The organism is Streptomyces sp. NPDC090798, assembly GCF_044768965.1.
Lineage (GTDB): Bacteria > Actinomycetota > Actinomycetes > Streptomycetales > Streptomycetaceae > Streptomyces.
On the sequence record NZ_JBIVXA010000005.1, the window covers coordinates 453,359 to 469,242 of the forward strand.

A 15,884-nucleotide genomic window follows, 5' to 3' on the forward strand; every position below is an offset into this window, starting at 1 on the left:
ACATGTCGAACTAGAGGGACGAGGTCGTACCGGCACCAGCCCGGCTCCGGCCGGATGGGCGGCCGGCCGACGGCGGGCGGCTCGCGCTGCGCATCACGCCGCGCGGGGAGGATCCAGTCGACTCCAGTTTCGATGGATGTCTATGTTGACGCTTGTCGAATCAGGTGTGATGCTGACAGTGCGAGACATCGACAAACGTCGAAGCAAAGGGGAATCACCATGACTGTGCCTCCCAACGAGGGGCCTACCACCGACCAGCTGCCCGTCGCGGTCATCGGAGCCGGCCCCATCGGCCTGGCCGCCGCCGCCCACCTAGTCGAACGCGGCATCGAGCCTCTGGTCCTGGAAGCCGGGCCGGCCGCAGCGGCCGCGGCGCGTGAGTGGGGCCACGTCCGGCTGTTCTCCACCTGGGGCGAGGTCACCGATCCGGCCGCCGAGAAGCTCCTCGCGCCGACCGGCTGGACCAAGCCCGACGCGGCCACGTACCCCACCGGTGGCGACTGGGCCGAGCAGTATCTGCAGCCGCTGGCCGACGCCCTGGGCGACCGTGTGCGCTACCACACCACGGTGACCGGGGTCTCGCGCACCGGACGCGACCGTATCGTCGACGCCGACCGCGTGAACCAGCCCTTCGTCCTGCACCTCACCACCGCCGACGGCGATGAGGAGCGCATCTTCGCGCGCGCCGTCATTGACGCCTCCGGCACCTGGACCACGCCCGGTCCGGCCGGGGCCGACGGGCTGGCCGCCCTCGGGGAAAAGGCCGCTGCCGACCGCGTCACCTACCGCGTCCCCGACCTCAAGGACCCGGCCTGCCGCACTCGTTACGCGGGCAGGCGCACCGCCGTCATCGGCTCCGGCGCCTCCGCCTTCACCGCGCTCGCCACCCTCGCGGACGTCGCCAAGGACGAGCCGGGCACGCACGCGGTGTGGGTGCTGCGGCGTGGCATCAGCGGTTCCACGTTCGGCGGCGGCGAAGCCGACCAGCTGCCCGCCCGCGGCGCGCTGGGGCTGGCAGCGAAAGCCGCGGTCGATCACGGCTACGCCGACGCGGTCACCGGATTCCGCACCGAGGCCATCGAGCGGGCGGACGACGGACGGCTCATCCTGGTCGGCGAGGACGGCCGACGCCTCGACCCGGTCGACGAGGTCATCGTCCTGACCGGCTTCCGCCCCGACCTCGCCTTCCTCTCCGAGATCCGCCTCGGCCTCGACGAGCGCCTCCAGGCACCCCTCGACCTGGCGCCGCTCATCGACCCCAACCAGCACTCCTGCGGCACCGTCCACCCGCACGGCCACAAGGAGCTGTCCCACCCCGAACAGGGCATTTACCTGGTCGGCATGAAGTCCTACGGCCGCGCCCCCACCTTCCTGGCCATGACCGGCTACGAGCAGGTGCGCTCCGTCACCGCCGCCATCGCGGGCGACCTCGAATCGGCAGACCGCGTCGAACTCACCCTCCCCGAAACAGGAGTGTGCGGAGGCGCCGGCCTCTTCGACGACCCGGCAGCCGGCCAGAGCGACGGCGGAGGCTGCTGCGCCCCGGCACCGCAACTCGTACAGATCGGTATCGGTGCCCCCACCACGGCCGCTGCCAACCAGGACTCGTCGTCCGGTGGTTGCCGCTGAGCCTGAACCCCGGCCAGGAACCATGGGAGGTGTACGTCGTCAAGGCCGACGCCGACACCCTGACCAAGCGGCAGGGCGGCACCTGCTGCGCCGGGCCGGCACCGGACGACGCCGACGTGGACGAACCGGTCGGCGCGAGCGGCTGCTGCTGACCGGCCTCGTCCGCCGGCTCGCTCCCAGCCGCTGGAGCTGCTTGGCGTCGGGCCGATCACCGCGGTACAGGTTCTGGTCGGCTGCCGCCGAGGACGACGCTCAGCCCGCCTGTTCCTCTTCCTGTTCCTGATCCGTGCCGGTCCTCGGCGGGACCACCCGAAGGTTCGCCGCGGGCTGCACCCAGGACAGGTCCGTTCCCTCGAGTTCGACGGCGGCGCTCCAGCCGGGGGTCAGTGCGGTGAACTCCCCGTACGGCGGTCGGTACATCCGGAGCACCCGGGCCGGGGGAGCCCCGTCATCCGGTGGGCTGTCCACCGGAAGCACCGAATCGCCGGGGGAGACGCTCCGCCCCACACTGATGCAGCGGGCGTGACAGACCACCCTGTTCGCCGAGGGCCGCTCGTACACGATCTCCACTTGCAGTAGTCCCACAGGCTCGGTACTGCTCATGCTCTCCTTCCGGGGTCAGAACCAATTGTTGGTCGTCGTAAGGACCGAAACCTGCCGACTCCCGACAGGGCGGCCACAGGTCGCGAAGTATCGCTGTCCAGCAATCTTCAATGCCTGAGGTTACGGCGGCGGGAAGCCGAGGCCGTTCCCTCGACCGGGTTGAACTCGTTGGGTGGCCTCAGGCCCTGGCCGGCTTCGTCTTCGAAGCAGAGCCAGGCGCCCAGGTCCGTCGCCGTCTCTTTATGGCCACTGCTCGTCCTTCCAGGAGGCGATCCTCGCCGCAGTCCAGCACTGGTCAGGCCCGCCGGCGGCGGCCGGGCCGGCCTCCCTCCGGATCGCCTCCGTCTGGAAACCGGATCGCCAGCGGACTGCGCACACGGCGCAGCAACCTCATAGGGCTGGTGATCACCAACCTGGTCAACGCCTCCTTCCACACCATCACGGAGGTGCTCCAGCGGCGGCTGGACGAGTGCGGCTACCAGGTGCTGCTGTGCGTCACCGACTCCGACCCGGTGCGCGAACGCCGTTACCTGGACACGCTGTTGGACCATCGCGTCGACGGCCTGATCATCGCGGGCACCGGCGACAACACCGCGACGGTCCGGCAGGTGAGCGCGGCCGGCATCCCGGCGCCCCGCGACCTCGGCGAGCTCGCCGAGGAGCGGATCCTGCGCCGCATCGACAGTCGTCCCGACAACGGCGACCCCGGCCCGGAGGGCGTCGGCCGGCAGCATCCGCGTCGGCTCCCGGCTGGTGGTACGCAGCTCGACCACGGCCCCGCGTCAGCCCTGGTGATGGCCGGTTCGATGCCGTCCGACACCGGTGGTCATGTTCGTCGGTCTCACGCCACCGCCGCGCGGGCCGCGCCCACCAGTGCGGCGTTCCCGGCGGGGCCGGCAGGCCGCATCGCACGAGTACGCCGTGCGTCGGCCGCCGAGGCGTGATCCGGACCAGGGGGCGGGTTTCCCGCGGGGCGCTCCGGGGCTCCGGGCGGCAGTGAATCCGTTTCGGTCTGTGGGTCGTTCGGCGTCCAGCCCCCGGTCACGAGACCGGTGGACAGAGCGGGGGCGACGAGGTCCCAGGAGCGGGCCATGGAGCCTCCGACGACCAGGGCGGTCGCGCCGAAGTCCACCATGCGCGGGCCCAGCACGACGCCCAGTCCGGTGAAGACGTCGTCCAGCACCCACTGGGCACGCACTTCCCCCGCTCTGGCTCGTCCGGCGATGTCGTGTACATCGGCGGTGGGGTCGCCGTAGCGGGCGAGGATCGCCCGGCGTGAGACGGTGTCCTCCAGCGGCCGGCCATCGATCTCGGTGAGGTCCAGCCGCCCCTCGGGTGGTACGCCGGGACCGTTGTCGCGGATGCGGCCGTCGGCGAGAAACGCCGAGCCGACACCGGTGCCGAGCGTGATGCCCACGGCGCGGCGGTGCCCGCGGACGGTGCCCGCGGACCACTCGCCGGTCAGGAAGGCGTGGGCGTCGTTGAGGAACACGACGTCGCTGGGACGCTGGCGCAGTCCGTCGAGGAGTGCCGCTCGCACGTCCATCCCGTACAGGGCGTCGAACTTGCCCACGCCCTCGAAGAGGGCAATCCCCCTTGCGTAGTCGAACGGCCCGGGCACCGCCACGCCCCACCGCGCACCCGGAGGCACCGACAGCCCGTCGGCGCAGTCGCGTACGCGGCCGAGTATGTCTTCGGCGTCGCCGTCCGCGTCGAGCGGCTTGCGCGTACGGCTGGTGACACGCCCGTCGCGCAGGTCGACGAGCGCCGCGGTGACATGGGTGCCGCCGATCTCCAGGACAGGGATCAACGGACCAACGCCTTCACGACACGCACCGGGGCGGCACCGGCCGCTCGGAGGGTGTAGCGGCCGACCGCGGCCGGCACGGTCAGCGTCTCCGCGTAGGCCAGTTCGTGCCGGTCTCCGGCCGCGGTGTGCACCGTGACGCCTTCCCCTTCCGCCACGTTCAGGATGTGGAACCGTCCCTGCGTGTCGTCGTCGGCCTCGGCCCCGGCGTCGAGCACGAACCTCCTGACCTCGTAGAACATCTCGGCCAGGTCGCCGATGACCTCCTCCCGCCAACCGGTGCCCTCGCGCAGGGTGCGCGGCTCTTGAACCAGGTCACGGGTGACGGCCGCACCGCGTCGTCCGGTCTCCAGGTTGGCGAACCCGTGCTCGTAGGGCAGGGGGCGCGGGTTGCCGTCGGCACCGGGCCGCAGCCAGTCGTAGAACCTCAGGCTGTACAGATAGGGGGTGGCGCTGATCTCCAGCACGAGGTTGCCCGCGCCGCTGGCGTGCGGGGTGCCCGCCGGGATCATGAACAGCTGGCCCTGCTCGGCGGGGAAGGCCAGGACGTGGTCCTCGGGATCCATGGGGACCCCGTCGGTGACGGCCCTCTCCACCTCCTTGCGGAAGACGTCCACGTCGGCGTCCTCGCGCAGGCCGAGGAACACCTTGGTGTCGGTGCTGCCGCGGGTGAGGTAGTACGTCTCGTGCTGGGTGTAGGCCCAGCCGAAACGCTCGCGCATATATGACTCCTTCGGGTGGCAGTGCACGGAGAGGCTGCCGCCGCCGACGGTGTCCAGGTAGTCGAAGCGGATCGGGAAGGACGTGCCGAAGCGGGCGTGCACCTGTACCCCGAGCACGTTGTCCGGTTCCAGCACGCACATGAGTGGGAACGGCACCTCGGCCTGGGCCTGCGGTCCGGTGCCGATGAGGATGCCGGCCTCGGGCGCGATCAGTTCGTAGCCGAGCGCGGTGTTGCGGGCGTCGGGGTTGAAGCCGAGTTCGCGCTGTGCCCAATGGCCGCCCCAGGGCGTGGAGTTGAAGTACGGGCGGGTGCGGACGGGCTGGCGGGCCAGGGCGGCGTACGTGGCGCGCAGGCCTGCTCCGTCGATCCATGCCGGGTGGTCGGGGTGCTGCATGTCGAGCCAGGCGTCGAGGCGGTGTGCGAGCGAGTCGCGGTGCCGGTCGATCATCGGCCAGTCGATGTAGAACAGCCGTCTGAAGTCGGGCTTCTCACCCGGCAGACCGAGGTTGGCGCCCACCTCGCCCGCGCCGACGGCGGCCTCCGCGTAGCGCTTGGGCACATCGGCGTACCAGAGCAGGTCGTGATCCACGAGGGCGGCGCCGGGTCCGTAGACGAGGAGCAGTCCTTCGTCCGGCGGTGCGGATACCGGGAGGTTCTCGAAGAGGTCGTCGAAGGGGTTGTCGGCGAGCTTGCGGAAGTAGGGGTCGTCGGCGTCCGCCGGGTGTTCGGTACGGCTTCTGACCTGCGCCGGCCGTGCGTAGTGGCTCCGGATGTCGAGCAGGGTGACGGAGACACCGCGCCTGGTCAGCTCGTGTTCGAGGCGATCAGCGAGGAGGGACCAGTCGACGGACGGGGGCCCCTCGACGGCCACCACCGCGGGACCGTCGGGGAGTTGGGAGGCCACTGCCTGCCATCCCGTGTGGAGGACGGCCTGCGGGGCGGGGGCGTAGCGCGGATCGAGCCGGTACACACGGTCTCCTTTGCGGGAGCGAGGAGTGAGGGAGGCGCTCATTCCTTGCTCGCTCCGGCGAGCATCCCGGACACCAGCGTGCGCTGCGAGAAGACGAAGAGCACCAGCACGGGCAGGATGGCGATGAGGATGGCGAGGGCGAGTTCGGGGATGGTGACGTTCAGTCCGGCGCCGGCGACGGGGTTGAAGGACGGCGTAGAGGTCAGCAGTTGGTTCAGGCCCACCTGGACGGGGAACTGCTCGCTGTTCGGCAGGACGAGATACGGCAGGAAGAAGTTGTTCCAGTTGCCCACGAAGCTGAAGAACGCGACCAGTCCGACCACCGGCTTGGCGAGCGGGAGCGCGATGCGTGAGAAGAGCTGCCATTCCGTGCAGCCGTCGATCCGCGCGGCGGACAGCAGGTCCCTGGGGAGACTGCTCCCGAAGTAGATGTAGACCAGGTACACGCCGAACGGATAGAAGGAGAAGGGGAGTATCACCGACCAGACGGTGCCGATCAGGTGGAAGCGGTTGAGCTCGAGGAAGATCGGCAGCACCAGGGTGGCCTGCGGCATGATCATGGTGACCAGGGTGACCACGAGGAGCGTCTTGCGTCCCCGGAAATTCGTCAGCGCGAGTGCGTAGCCGGCCGGAACGCTGACGGCCAGCGTCAGGATGAGCGAACCGCCCGAGTAGACGGCCGAGTTGCGCAGCCACGTCATCATGGCGCCGTCCTGGAAGGCGAACAGGTGCCGCCAGGCCGTGCCGATCTGATGGAACGAGCCGAAGGAGAGGGGGTTGTCCCGCACCACTTCGCCGGCGGTCTTCGACGGTGCCAGCAGCAGCCAGATCACCGGCAGTACGAAGAACAACAGCAGCAAGGCCAGGAGGAGTCCTACGACCAGGAAGGGGAGGGCCCTGGAAGGACGGATACGCCGCCTCACGGCCGTCAGGGAGAGAGCGGTCTGTGTCATTTCTCATCCAACTTGAACAGGTTCGAGCGAGCGACCAGCAGCCCGGCGGCGAGGAGGCCCACGGCAAGGAGGACGACGGAGATGGCGGCGGCGCCGTTGAAGTCGCCCTGCTGAAAGGCGTAGACGTAGGCGAGCTGGTTCGGCGACCAGGTGGGACTCACCCTGCCGAGGCTGGCGGTCTGGAGAAGCTGGGGCTCGACGAACAACTGGGTGCCCGTCGCGAAAGCCATGATCGTCATATAGACGATCCACTGCCGGATCATCGGGATCTGGATGTGCCAGGCGGTGCGCCACGGGCCCGCGCCGTCCATGCGGGCTGCTTCCAGCACCTCGTCGGGGATATTGTTCAAAGCCCCGTACATCACGACCATCCAGCCCCCGGCGCCCGTCCAGAAGGCGATCAGCATGAGGATCAGCGGCAGGTTGCCGGGCGCCAGGGCGGCGGCGAAGGTCTTCAGCCCCATGGCGGTGAGCAGCCAGGACACCGGGCTGACGTCGGGGTCCAGCATGAACAGCCAGACCAGAACGCTCGCCACTCCGGCGAGGGCGCCGGGGATGTAGTACAGGAAGCGGAAGAGAGCCGATGTGCCCGGACGCACGCGGCTGCGCAGGACCACTGCGGTCAGCACGACCAGGACGACGAGGGTCACCAGCCACATGACCAGATAGATCAGCATGTGGGTGAAGGCCGGGGCGAAGCGGTAGTCCTGGATGACCTTCACGAACTGGTTGAGCCCGGTGAACTGGCCCCGGTCATTGGTGAGCGCGAGGTAGAACGCGTACCCGGTGGGGAAGACGCCGAACGCGAGCAGCAGCAGCGCGTAGCCGGCGACGAAGAAGTAGCCCGCGCGACCGCGGCCCTTGCGCCGCGGCGTGGTGCCGCGGCGCGAGGGGGAGACGGCGACGCGCTCGGTCTCCAGCAAGGTCACTGATCGACCACCTTGTAGCCCTGGGTCTTGGCCTCGCCCGCGATCTCCTGCTGCCAGGCCGGCAGCGTATCGGTCAGGCTCTTTCCGGCGGTCAGAGCCGGGAGGACGACGCTGGACCAGGCGGTGGAGTCCGAGAACCTGGTGTTCGACCAGCCGGTCCACACCTCGCTCGCGGCCTGCTCGAACGGCTCGCTCACATCATTGGCGAAGTAGTTGCTGTTGGCCGGGTTGGCCAGCCAGGCCTTCGCGGCCTGGGTGTAGGCCGGATAGGTGGGCGCGGTGGCCTGGTTCTCGTCGGAGGTGGTCAGCCAGGTGACCAGGTCCGAGGACGCCTTGAGGTTGGCGCTGTGCGAGGACACCATCCACACGCCGCCGCCGACGTTGCCCGTGGCAGTCGTGCTCTCTCCCGTCCATGTCAGAGGGGGCGCCGCGGCGATCTGCTTGGCCGGAGTCTTGAAGCCGGCCTTGAAGAGGTACTGGCCGTACCAGGAAGGGCCGTAGGCCATCAGGACCTTGCCGCCGCTGTTCTTGGCGAATCCCTGGCTGAAGAAGCCCTGTGTGGCGATGGCCTTGGCGCTGATCAGGTTGTCCAGCAGTGTCGCCATCCGGGTGCACTTCGGGTCCCGCAGGTCGGTGCGCAGGGTGTCGGGCTTCACCAGGCTGAACGCGGGGCACTGGCCCGACCAGAAGTACGACTCGTGGGAGTTGGTGTCGCCGACCGAGCCGACCAGATAGCCCGGATGCTCCTTGGCGACCTGCTTGCCGAGGGCCTCGTACTCCTGCCACGTCGTGGGGACCTTGTAACCCCACTTGTCCATAAGGGACTTGTTGTACCAGAGGAGGACCTGCGCGATGTCATTGCGCATGCAGTAGGTGTGGCCGTTGAACTGGCAGGGCGTCAGCGAACCCTTGGCGAACCCGTCCAGGGTGCTCTGCGGTACGAGCTTCTCGTCCAGGGGCGCGGCGAACGGCCGCGCGCCGGGCTTGGTGGCCTCCGACGCCCAGGTCACGTCGGTGGACGTGCCGAACACCACGTCGGGCCACCCGCTGCCGGTCCTGTCGAACAGCTGCACCTTCGACTGCAGATATGTCGACCCGTCGGCGCCGCCGTCGTACGTGACGATCTTCATCTTCACGTCGGGATGCGACTTCTGGTACGCCTGCACCGACGGCAGCCGGGTCGAGTCGGCCCACACCGTTATCCGCGAACCCGCCTTCTGTGCGACCGGCTGGAACGCCGACTGCTTGGAGGAGGAAGGGGTGGTGGTGTCGGCGCTGGCGCAGCCTGCCAGGGCCGCCGCGGTGGCCAGGGAGAGCGTGACTGCCGCCGTGCGGAGCAGGGAGTGACGCCGGCCGGTTCTCGGAGATCGGGAAGACTCCATTGTCTTGCCTTGCCTTTCTGTTCTCGCGCCGCTCAGCGCGGTTGCTCGACGAACGGCTGGAGTTCGCTGCCGTAGCCGAAATCGAGGGGAAGGGCTATGCCGGGCCCCGCGGGGGCGTGCACCAGGCCCTGGTCGTCCACGTGGCGCTCTCGGACAACGTTCACCGAGGTCACCAGGGACTCGTAGTAGGTGGTGTTGGAGATGGCCATGCACAGGTGGTGGTTGGGGATGTCCGAACCGTGCACCTCGGCCCGCAGACGGTAGGCGTCGGCGAGATGCGCGGTGCGCATGGCGCCGGTGATTCCGCCCCGGAGGGTGGTGCCGGCCCGGACGCCGAAGGTGGCGGCACCGGCCCGGATGAAGTCCGCCGCGTTCATGTGCGCTCCGTCGGAGGTCTCCGCCACCAGGAGCGGTACGTCCACGGTCTCGGCGAGCCTCTGATAGGCCGAGATGCTGAATTCGCGGATCGGCTCCTCGTACCAGAGGTAGTCGGCCTCGGAGAGCGCCCGCCCCAGCCGGATCGCGTCGGGCAGGTCGAAGCCCGCCGATCCGTCGTACATGAGAGGGACGTCCGGACCGACGTGGTCGCGCAGGGCCAGGCACAGTTCCGCGTCACGGCGGGCGTCGCCCCAGGCGTGCAGTTTGATACCGCGATACCCCAGGGCCAGGCACTGGTCCGCCACGTCGAGGAACTCCGCGATGCTGGAGAACGTCGAGGTGGAGGCGTAGGCGGGGATGGCTTCTCTGAAGCCGCCGAGCAGGCGCCAGACCGGCTCGCCGTGGTAGCGGCCGGCCAGGTCCCACAGGGCGATGTCGATGAGGCCCAGGGTGGGGAGCGGGAGTTCGTGGATACGGTCCAGCTCCCACACCCGGTGCCACAGCCATTCCCGCTGGAACGGGTCGGCTCCGACCAGTTCCGCGCGGAAGACCCGGTCCACCAGGTCCCGCAGGGTGGAGTAGGCGCCCGGACGAGCGAACACCGCCACTCCCTCGGCTCCGTCGTCCGTCCCGATGTGCAGGACCGCGCCGTCGCCCACCGGAGCGCTGCCGCTCAGCCCGTCGCGCCAGCGGAAGGGCGGACTGGCTGCCGGAACATCGATCCGGTGTACTTCGACATGGGTGATCTTCATCCTGGCTTTCGTCTTCTGTGGGAAAGGTGTCGGCTCGGAAGCGGAGTTCTCGGAAGCGCGGTGCTCGGAAGCGCGGTGCTCAGAAGCCGCCGTACGCCTGGAGCCCGTAGATGCTGCCGCCGTTCCCGCTGGAATCGGTGACGGTCAGGCGCAGATAGCGCGCGGTGACGGGTTTGTCGGCGAAGGAGTAGACGGCCGACGACGAGGTGGTGCCGGAGGTGTGGTCCTCGAACAGGGACCAGCTCGTGCCGTCGGTGGAGTACTCCAGGCGGTACTCGTAACCGCCGGCCTTCTCGAAGGTGGTCACCACGCTGGAGACACCGGTGTCCTTGCCCAGGTCGACCCGGATCCAGGACGGGTCGACCTGGCCCGCGCCCTGCGCCCAGCGGGTGGAGAGACTCCCGTCCACCGCCTTCTCGGGTGCGTAGTCCGCGGAGTACGACGACGAGGCGGTGACCGGCTTGTCCAGGGCCAGGTCGTGGTCGGCCGGTGTGGTGACGACAGCCGCCTCGCTGGGGTCGGAGGCGTTCAGCGCCTCGTCGCGTGCCACGACGGTGAAGGAGTACCGCGTTTCGGCGGTCAGGCCGCAGACCCGCAGGGTCGTGGCGTCGGTGACACCGATCCGCTTGCCGTCCTGGTAGACGACGTAGCTGGTCACGTCGGTGTCATCGGTGGCCGCGGGCCAGCTGACGTCCACCAGGCCGGGCAGCAGCGGCTTGACCGTGGGGTGTCCGGGGGTGGTCGGGGCCGTGTGGTCCGTAACGGTCCTGGGAGTGCCGTAGACCTGGAAGTCGTAGATGCTGCCGCCGTTCCAGCTGGATCCGGTGACGGTCAGTCGTACGAAACGGCCCGCGACCGGATCGTCCGTGTGGGCGTAGTCGGTCGCCGCCGTGGTGTTCGCGGCGGTGCGGTCCGCGAGTGTCCTCCAGTGGACCTCGTCGGGTGACACCTCGACGCGGTACTTGTACCCGCTGGCCTTCTCGAAGGTCGTGATCGCGCCGGTCACGTCGTACGACGCACCGAGATCGACCTGGATCCAGGACGGGTCGGGCAGACCCAGGCCCTGGGCCCAGCGCGTGGACAGGTCTCCGTCCACCGCCTTTTGCGGGGTGTTGTCCTCCGAGTACGACGAGGCGGTGATGGGCTTCTTGAGGGCGAGGTCCGTGCCCGGGGGCATGGTGACGTGCAGGGTCGGGCTGGGGCCGGACTCGTTTCCGGCGGCGTCACGGGCGGTGATCCGGAAGGTGTACGTCTTCCCGGCGGTCAGGCCCGGAAGGCGCACCGAGGTCTTGCCGGTGGCGCTGATCAGCTTGTCGTCGCGGTAGACGGAGTAGCCCGTGACCGCGGTGTCGTCGGTGGACGCGGCCCAGGTGAGGTCTGCCACCGTCGGGAAGTCGGTGACGGCGACCGGAGTGCCGGGTTTGCTGGGCGCTTGGTGGTCGGGGACGTCGGGTCCCGGGTCGAGGTGGCGGTAACTCGGCTGCAGGCCCGCGTTGTCGACGACGGAAGCCGGCAGTTGGTCGCAGGATCCCACGGTGGTGTTGCCGCCGATGGTGCTGCCCGTGCTGTTGGCCTGGGCGGAGTAGGCGGGCTGGGTGGTGAAGTTGCCTGTGGCCTGGATGTCCATGCCGTGGTTGAGGAACAGCCACTGGTAGGCGACGTCGCACAGGGCGTTGCCGGTGTTCGTCCAGTACCGGCTGCCTTCGTCGTGGTAGATCGCGCCGTAGGCGGGCGCCGGTATGCCGTGGATGTAGTTGCCGGACACCACGCCGCCGGGGTCGGTGCTGAGTGTGTAGATGGCACCGCCGTCGGCCTGCGACTTCATGATGTCGTAGATCTCGTTGTCCGTGACCTCGGTGTCGCGGCTGGTCGTGGGGGTGTCCCAGATCGGTACGCCCAGATTCCCCGGGGAGTAGTTGCTGTTGCCGCCCTGGTCGGTGAGGCCCCAGCCCCAGCCGACGGATATGCCGGTGTAGGGCAGGTCGTACACCTTGTTGTGGGTGATCGTGGTGTCGTCGGTGTAGCCGGCCAGGATGCCGATGGAGCCGTTGTACTGGTCGGCGACCTGGGTGACCACGTTGTTGTCGACCCTGGTGTCCTTGGTGATGTCCCGGGGGTCGTCGGGGTGGGCGTCGATCGCCGTGACCCCGCCGATCTGGATGCCGGTGGCGGCGATCTCGCGGAAGACGTTGCCCGTGATGTCGGAGCCCTGGGTACCGGTGTTCAGGTTGAGCCCGACCGCGCCGAGATGGGTGAAGGTGTTGCCCTCGAAGCTGATGCCGTGGCCGTAACTGACATTGACGGCACCTGGCGTCTTCTGCCACTTCAGGCGGGTCGCGTCGAAGTCGGGGTCGTCGCCGACCATCCGGAAGCCGGCCTGGCCCTCGATGAGGCCCTCGGACGAACTGGGTGCGAGCCAGGTGGAGTGGGAGAAGGTGATGCCCCGGAAGGACACGTTGCTGACCGGGCCGGTCCTGGTGCCGTTGAGGTCCACCAGGTCCTGCACCAGCGGCACGGTGACGGTCGCGGTGGACAGGTTCTGGTCGGCCTTGGGCATGTAGTAGATCTCGCCCTCGCCCTTGTCCAGGTACCACTCACCGGGCGTGTCCAGCAGTTCGCGGGCGTTCTCCAGCCAGGTCGGGTTCTGGATCTCCTGGCCCTGCTGGAGATGGGCGTTGTGCCAGCAGGGCTGCTGCATGGTCATCTTGTTGTCGGCGATCGACTGCACGGGGCAGCGCATCAGCTTCCAGCCCCAGGAGCTGACGACCTCCAGGTCCGAGGGACGCTTGTAGGTGTTGAGGGTGGGGTCGGTGAAGGCGTAGCCGGTGGACGTCTTGCTGAAGCCGGAGGGGTTCTTGCCGCTGCGCGCCCGGGTCTCCAACTCGCCGTCCACATAGAGCTGGCGGGTGTCGATGTCGCCGACCTTGGCCTTGTAGACCCGTCCCGCTCCGTCGGCCGGAACCCAGCCGGTGACCTGCTCGCCTCCGCTGATCACCGGGTGTGCGCCGGGGGCGGCCTCGTAGACGATCCGGTGTCCGTCGCGGCCGGAGTCCCGGGCGGTCAGGGCGAACGTACGGCTGAGTCGGTAGGTGCCGGACATGAGCCGGACATGGATGTCGCCTGGGGCCTTCTGCTTGACGTCGCGCACGTGGTCCCGCGCGTGGTCGAGCGTCCGGAAAGGGTGTGCGGCGCTGCCCGAGCCCACGTCGCGGCCGGCCGGAGAGACATAGACATCGAGATCCGGCGACCGGGGAGCAGCCTGGGCCGGCAGGGCAGTCAGCAGGGCTGCCACCGCGGCCACCGAGAAGGCGGCCGTGAAACTTCTTCGCAGCGGCACGAAGGCGCCCCTGCGCGCAGACGGATGAGACACACGTATCCAATCGCCTGAGGGAGGTTGATACCTGGGAGTCCCGGTCGTCCACCGGGACTTCAGGGCGTTGGGCGGCTCGACCGCTGTGCTGTGGCACATGCGGGGTCGGCCGCTTTACGAGGCTGGTGCCTCCGCGGACGGCGGCGGAGTCCCGGTGCCGCCGCTCCCCGAAGGCCCCTCGGCGGTCGCCGTCGCCCCGGGACTGAACAGCCGGTCGCGGATCTTCTTCTCGAACTGGCTCTGCGTGGTGGCGATGTGTTCCACCATCAGCCGCTCGGCGAGATCGGCCGCCCCCGCGGCGACCGCCTCCGCTATGGCCACATGCTGACCTGCGGCGACTTCCAGCGATCCGGGCACGTCACCGTGGAAGAGCAGTACGTCGGACTGGGATGCCAAACGCCTCACACCGGCGACACTCGACCTCAGGAACACGTTGTGCGAGGCGGCGCCCACCGCGTCGTGGAAGGCCGCATCAGCCTTGGCGAAGGTGTCCACGTCGTTCATCGTGGCCGCTGCCAGGGAGCTCTCCGCGCTTTCCCGTATGGCCCGGACCTCGATCGGGGTGGCGTGGGAGGCGGCACGGCGTGCTGTCTCCGACTCGATCACCTTGCGGTAGTCCAGGAGCATGCGGACGTCTTCCATGCTGGTCGGCCGGAAGTGCGAGAGTTCCTCGTCCAGTAGCCCGCCGACCGAGGAGGCAACGAAGATGCCTGCGCCTCGCCGCACAGTGAGCCGGCCGATGGCGGCCAGGACCTTCACGGCCTCCCGGGTGACGTTGCGGGATGCTCCCAGGATCTGGGCCAGCCCCTGTTCGGTGGGGAGGCGGTCGCCGGGCCGCAGGTTCTCCTGGGCGATGTAGTTCAGCAGTTCTTCCGCGACCAGTTCGTACCCCGGACGGTAGGGACGTGACGTCGCATCATCTGCGCTGCCAGGAACCTGTGTTGAGTCGCCCAAGGCGAACCCCCTCTTACGCTGCGGATTAATCTGATTCATTGATGGTGGCCAATATGGCACTGCGGCCGCGCGTTGGGAAGAGATCAGTCAGACCTCAAGCGGAAGTCCTGCGGAACTCCCATCAAAGCGGAAGAAACTACGCACGCCTGTAGGGGTGTTGCGCAGAATGGATCCCATCCTTAGGGTCCTGCCTGCCAGATGAAACAGACTCTTCCTCATGCGCTGACCGATGAACGCTACCTGTACGAAGGAGACATCGTGGAAGTGGGAATCGGCGGCGGCCTCCAGCGCCAGATATCCGGGCAGGCCTGACATGGGTACGTTCGACGGACTCAGTGCCCTGGTCACCGGCGGTGCCTCGGGCATCGGCCTGGCCAGCGCCCGGCTGCTCGCCGCGCAGGGAGCGCGCGTCGCCGTGCTCGACCGGGCCGAAGCGGCGCCTGAGGGCTTCGCCGTCCACGTCCGGGCCGACATCGGCGACGATCCCTCGGTCGTGACAGCCGTGGAGCGAGCCGTCTCAGCCCTCGGCGGTCTTGACGTCCTGGTCAACAGTGCCGGGATCGGTGCGCAGGGCGGTATCGAGGACAACACCGACGACGAGTGGTACCGGGTTCTGGACATCAACGTCCTCGGGCTTGTGCGTGTCACCCGGGCCGCACTGCCGTCACTGCGCGCATCGGCCCACGCGGCGATCGTCAACATCAGCTCGATCGCTGCGGCAGCCGGCCTGCCGCAGCGGGCGCTGTACTCGGCGAGCAAGGGCGCGGTGCTCTCCCTGACCCGGGCGATGGCCGCCGACCTGCTGCCCGAGAGAATCCGGGTCAACGCCGTCAGTCCCGGCACCGCCGACACACCGTGGGTCAACCGGCTCCTCGACCGGGCGGACGACCCGGCGGCGGAGCGCGCGGCGCTGGCCGCACGGCAGCCGCACGGCCGTCTGGTCAGTGCCGACGAGGTCGCCTATCTGGCTTCGCCCGGAGCCGCGTCCACCACGGGCACCGCCCTGGCCGTGGACGGCGGTATGGACGGGCTGCGGCTGCGGAAGGAGGGCTGATGAAAGCACAGCGCTTCGCCACCGTGATTCGGCTGCGTCCGGAGAAGGAGGCGGAGTACCGCGCACTCCACTCCGCCGTCTGGCCGGAGGTCCTGGCAGCCCTCAAGCGTGCCAACATCGGTAACTACTCCATTTTCCTGCGGGACGGCCTGCTGTTCAGCTACCTCGAGTACACGGGCACCGACTACGCCGCTGACACCGCGGCGATCGCCGCCGACCCGGTCTCGCGCGAGTGGTGGGCGCTGACGGACCCGTGCCAGCGGCCCCTGGACACCGCGGCCGAGGGACAGTGGTGGGCCCCCGCGGAGGAGATCTTCCACCTTGACTGAAGCTCACGTACGCCGGAGCCGTCCGCGGGCCGCACCTCGCGCGCCGGCCG

General features: G+C 69.0%; 14 protein-coding genes. 5 read left to right on the forward strand and 9 right to left on the reverse strand.

All coding sequences use genetic code 11. The features are described from left to right. Positions 1-219 precede the first annotated feature (219 nt). A complete protein-coding gene (locus ACIQTP_RS14485) occupies positions 220-1,629 on the forward strand; it encodes an FAD-dependent oxidoreductase (protein ID WP_403399747.1) in 1,410 nt (469 codons plus the stop codon). 29 nt (positions 1,630-1,658) lie between these two features. After that, entirely contained in the window at positions 1,659-1,781 is a 123-nt protein-coding gene (locus ACIQTP_RS14490; protein WP_403399749.1) for a hypothetical protein, read from the forward strand. 100 nt (positions 1,782-1,881) lie between these two features. On the opposite strand, the gene ACIQTP_RS14495 is transcribed toward ACIQTP_RS14490, so the two are convergent. Further along, a complete protein-coding gene (locus ACIQTP_RS14495; RefSeq protein ID WP_403399751.1) occupies positions 1,882-2,232 on the reverse strand; it encodes a hypothetical protein in 351 nt (116 codons plus the stop codon). A gap of 401 nt (positions 2,233-2,633) precedes the next feature. Between ACIQTP_RS14495 and ACIQTP_RS14500 the strand changes: the two genes are divergently transcribed. After that, the gene (locus ACIQTP_RS14500) at positions 2,634-3,176 is read left to right on the forward strand and encodes a hypothetical protein (RefSeq protein ID WP_403399753.1); all 543 of its coding nucleotides are present in this window, start codon (positions 2,634-2,636) and stop codon (positions 3,174-3,176) included. On the opposite strand, the gene ACIQTP_RS14505 is transcribed toward ACIQTP_RS14500, so the two are convergent. From ACIQTP_RS14505 to ACIQTP_RS14540, 8 genes are all read right to left on the reverse strand, one after another. Further along, positions 3,074-4,042 carry an ROK family protein gene (locus ACIQTP_RS14505; RefSeq protein ID WP_403399755.1) on the reverse strand — a complete coding sequence of 323 codons (969 nt, stop codon included), beginning with the start codon at positions 4,040-4,042 and terminating at the stop codon, positions 3,074-3,076. The genes ACIQTP_RS14500 and ACIQTP_RS14505 overlap by 103 nt on opposite strands. Continuing rightward, positions 4,039-5,733 (reverse strand): class I mannose-6-phosphate isomerase, encoded by a 1,695-nt coding sequence (locus tag ACIQTP_RS14510; RefSeq protein WP_403399757.1) that lies wholly within the window; start codon positions 5,731-5,733, stop codon positions 4,039-4,041. The genes ACIQTP_RS14505 and ACIQTP_RS14510 overlap by 4 nt, the downstream gene beginning before the upstream one ends. A 38-nt stretch (positions 5,734-5,771) precedes the next feature. Then, complete coding sequence (locus ACIQTP_RS14515; protein ID WP_403399759.1) at positions 5,772-6,686, reverse strand: carbohydrate ABC transporter permease; 915 nt, start codon at positions 6,684-6,686, stop codon at positions 5,772-5,774. Next, the gene (locus tag ACIQTP_RS14520; RefSeq protein WP_403399761.1) at positions 6,683-7,615 is read right to left on the reverse strand and encodes a carbohydrate ABC transporter permease; all 933 of its coding nucleotides are present in this window, start codon (positions 7,613-7,615) and stop codon (positions 6,683-6,685) included. Before ACIQTP_RS14520 ends, ACIQTP_RS14515 begins: the two co-directional genes overlap by 4 nt. Further along, a complete protein-coding gene (locus tag ACIQTP_RS14525) occupies positions 7,612-8,997 on the reverse strand; it encodes an ABC transporter substrate-binding protein (protein WP_403399763.1) in 1,386 nt (461 codons plus the stop codon). Before ACIQTP_RS14525 ends, ACIQTP_RS14520 begins: the two co-directional genes overlap by 4 nt. A gap of 32 nt (positions 8,998-9,029) precedes the next feature. After that, the gene (locus ACIQTP_RS14530; RefSeq protein ID WP_403399766.1) at positions 9,030-10,127 is read right to left on the reverse strand and encodes an enolase C-terminal domain-like protein; all 1,098 of its coding nucleotides are present in this window, start codon (positions 10,125-10,127) and stop codon (positions 9,030-9,032) included. A gap of 79 nt (positions 10,128-10,206) precedes the next feature. Then, positions 10,207-13,227, reverse strand: coding sequence for a discoidin domain-containing protein (locus ACIQTP_RS14535; protein WP_403399849.1), 3,021 nt, complete (start codon positions 13,225-13,227; stop codon positions 10,207-10,209). A 384-nt stretch (positions 13,228-13,611) separates the two neighbouring features. Next, complete coding sequence (locus ACIQTP_RS14540; RefSeq protein ID WP_403399768.1) at positions 13,612-14,451, reverse strand: FadR/GntR family transcriptional regulator; 840 nt, start codon at positions 14,449-14,451, stop codon at positions 13,612-13,614. A gap of 313 nt (positions 14,452-14,764) precedes the next feature. Here ACIQTP_RS14540 and ACIQTP_RS14545 point away from each other — a divergent pair, with 313 nt between their 5' ends. Next, positions 14,765-15,505 carry an SDR family NAD(P)-dependent oxidoreductase gene (locus tag ACIQTP_RS14545; protein ID WP_403399770.1) on the forward strand — a complete coding sequence of 247 codons (741 nt, stop codon included), beginning with the start codon at positions 14,765-14,767 and terminating at the stop codon, positions 15,503-15,505. After that, a complete protein-coding gene (locus tag ACIQTP_RS14550) occupies positions 15,505-15,834 on the forward strand; it encodes an L-rhamnose mutarotase (RefSeq protein ID WP_403399772.1) in 330 nt (109 codons plus the stop codon). Before ACIQTP_RS14545 ends, ACIQTP_RS14550 begins: the two co-directional genes overlap by 1 nt. The last annotated feature ends 50 nt before the right edge of the window (positions 15,835-15,884 follow it).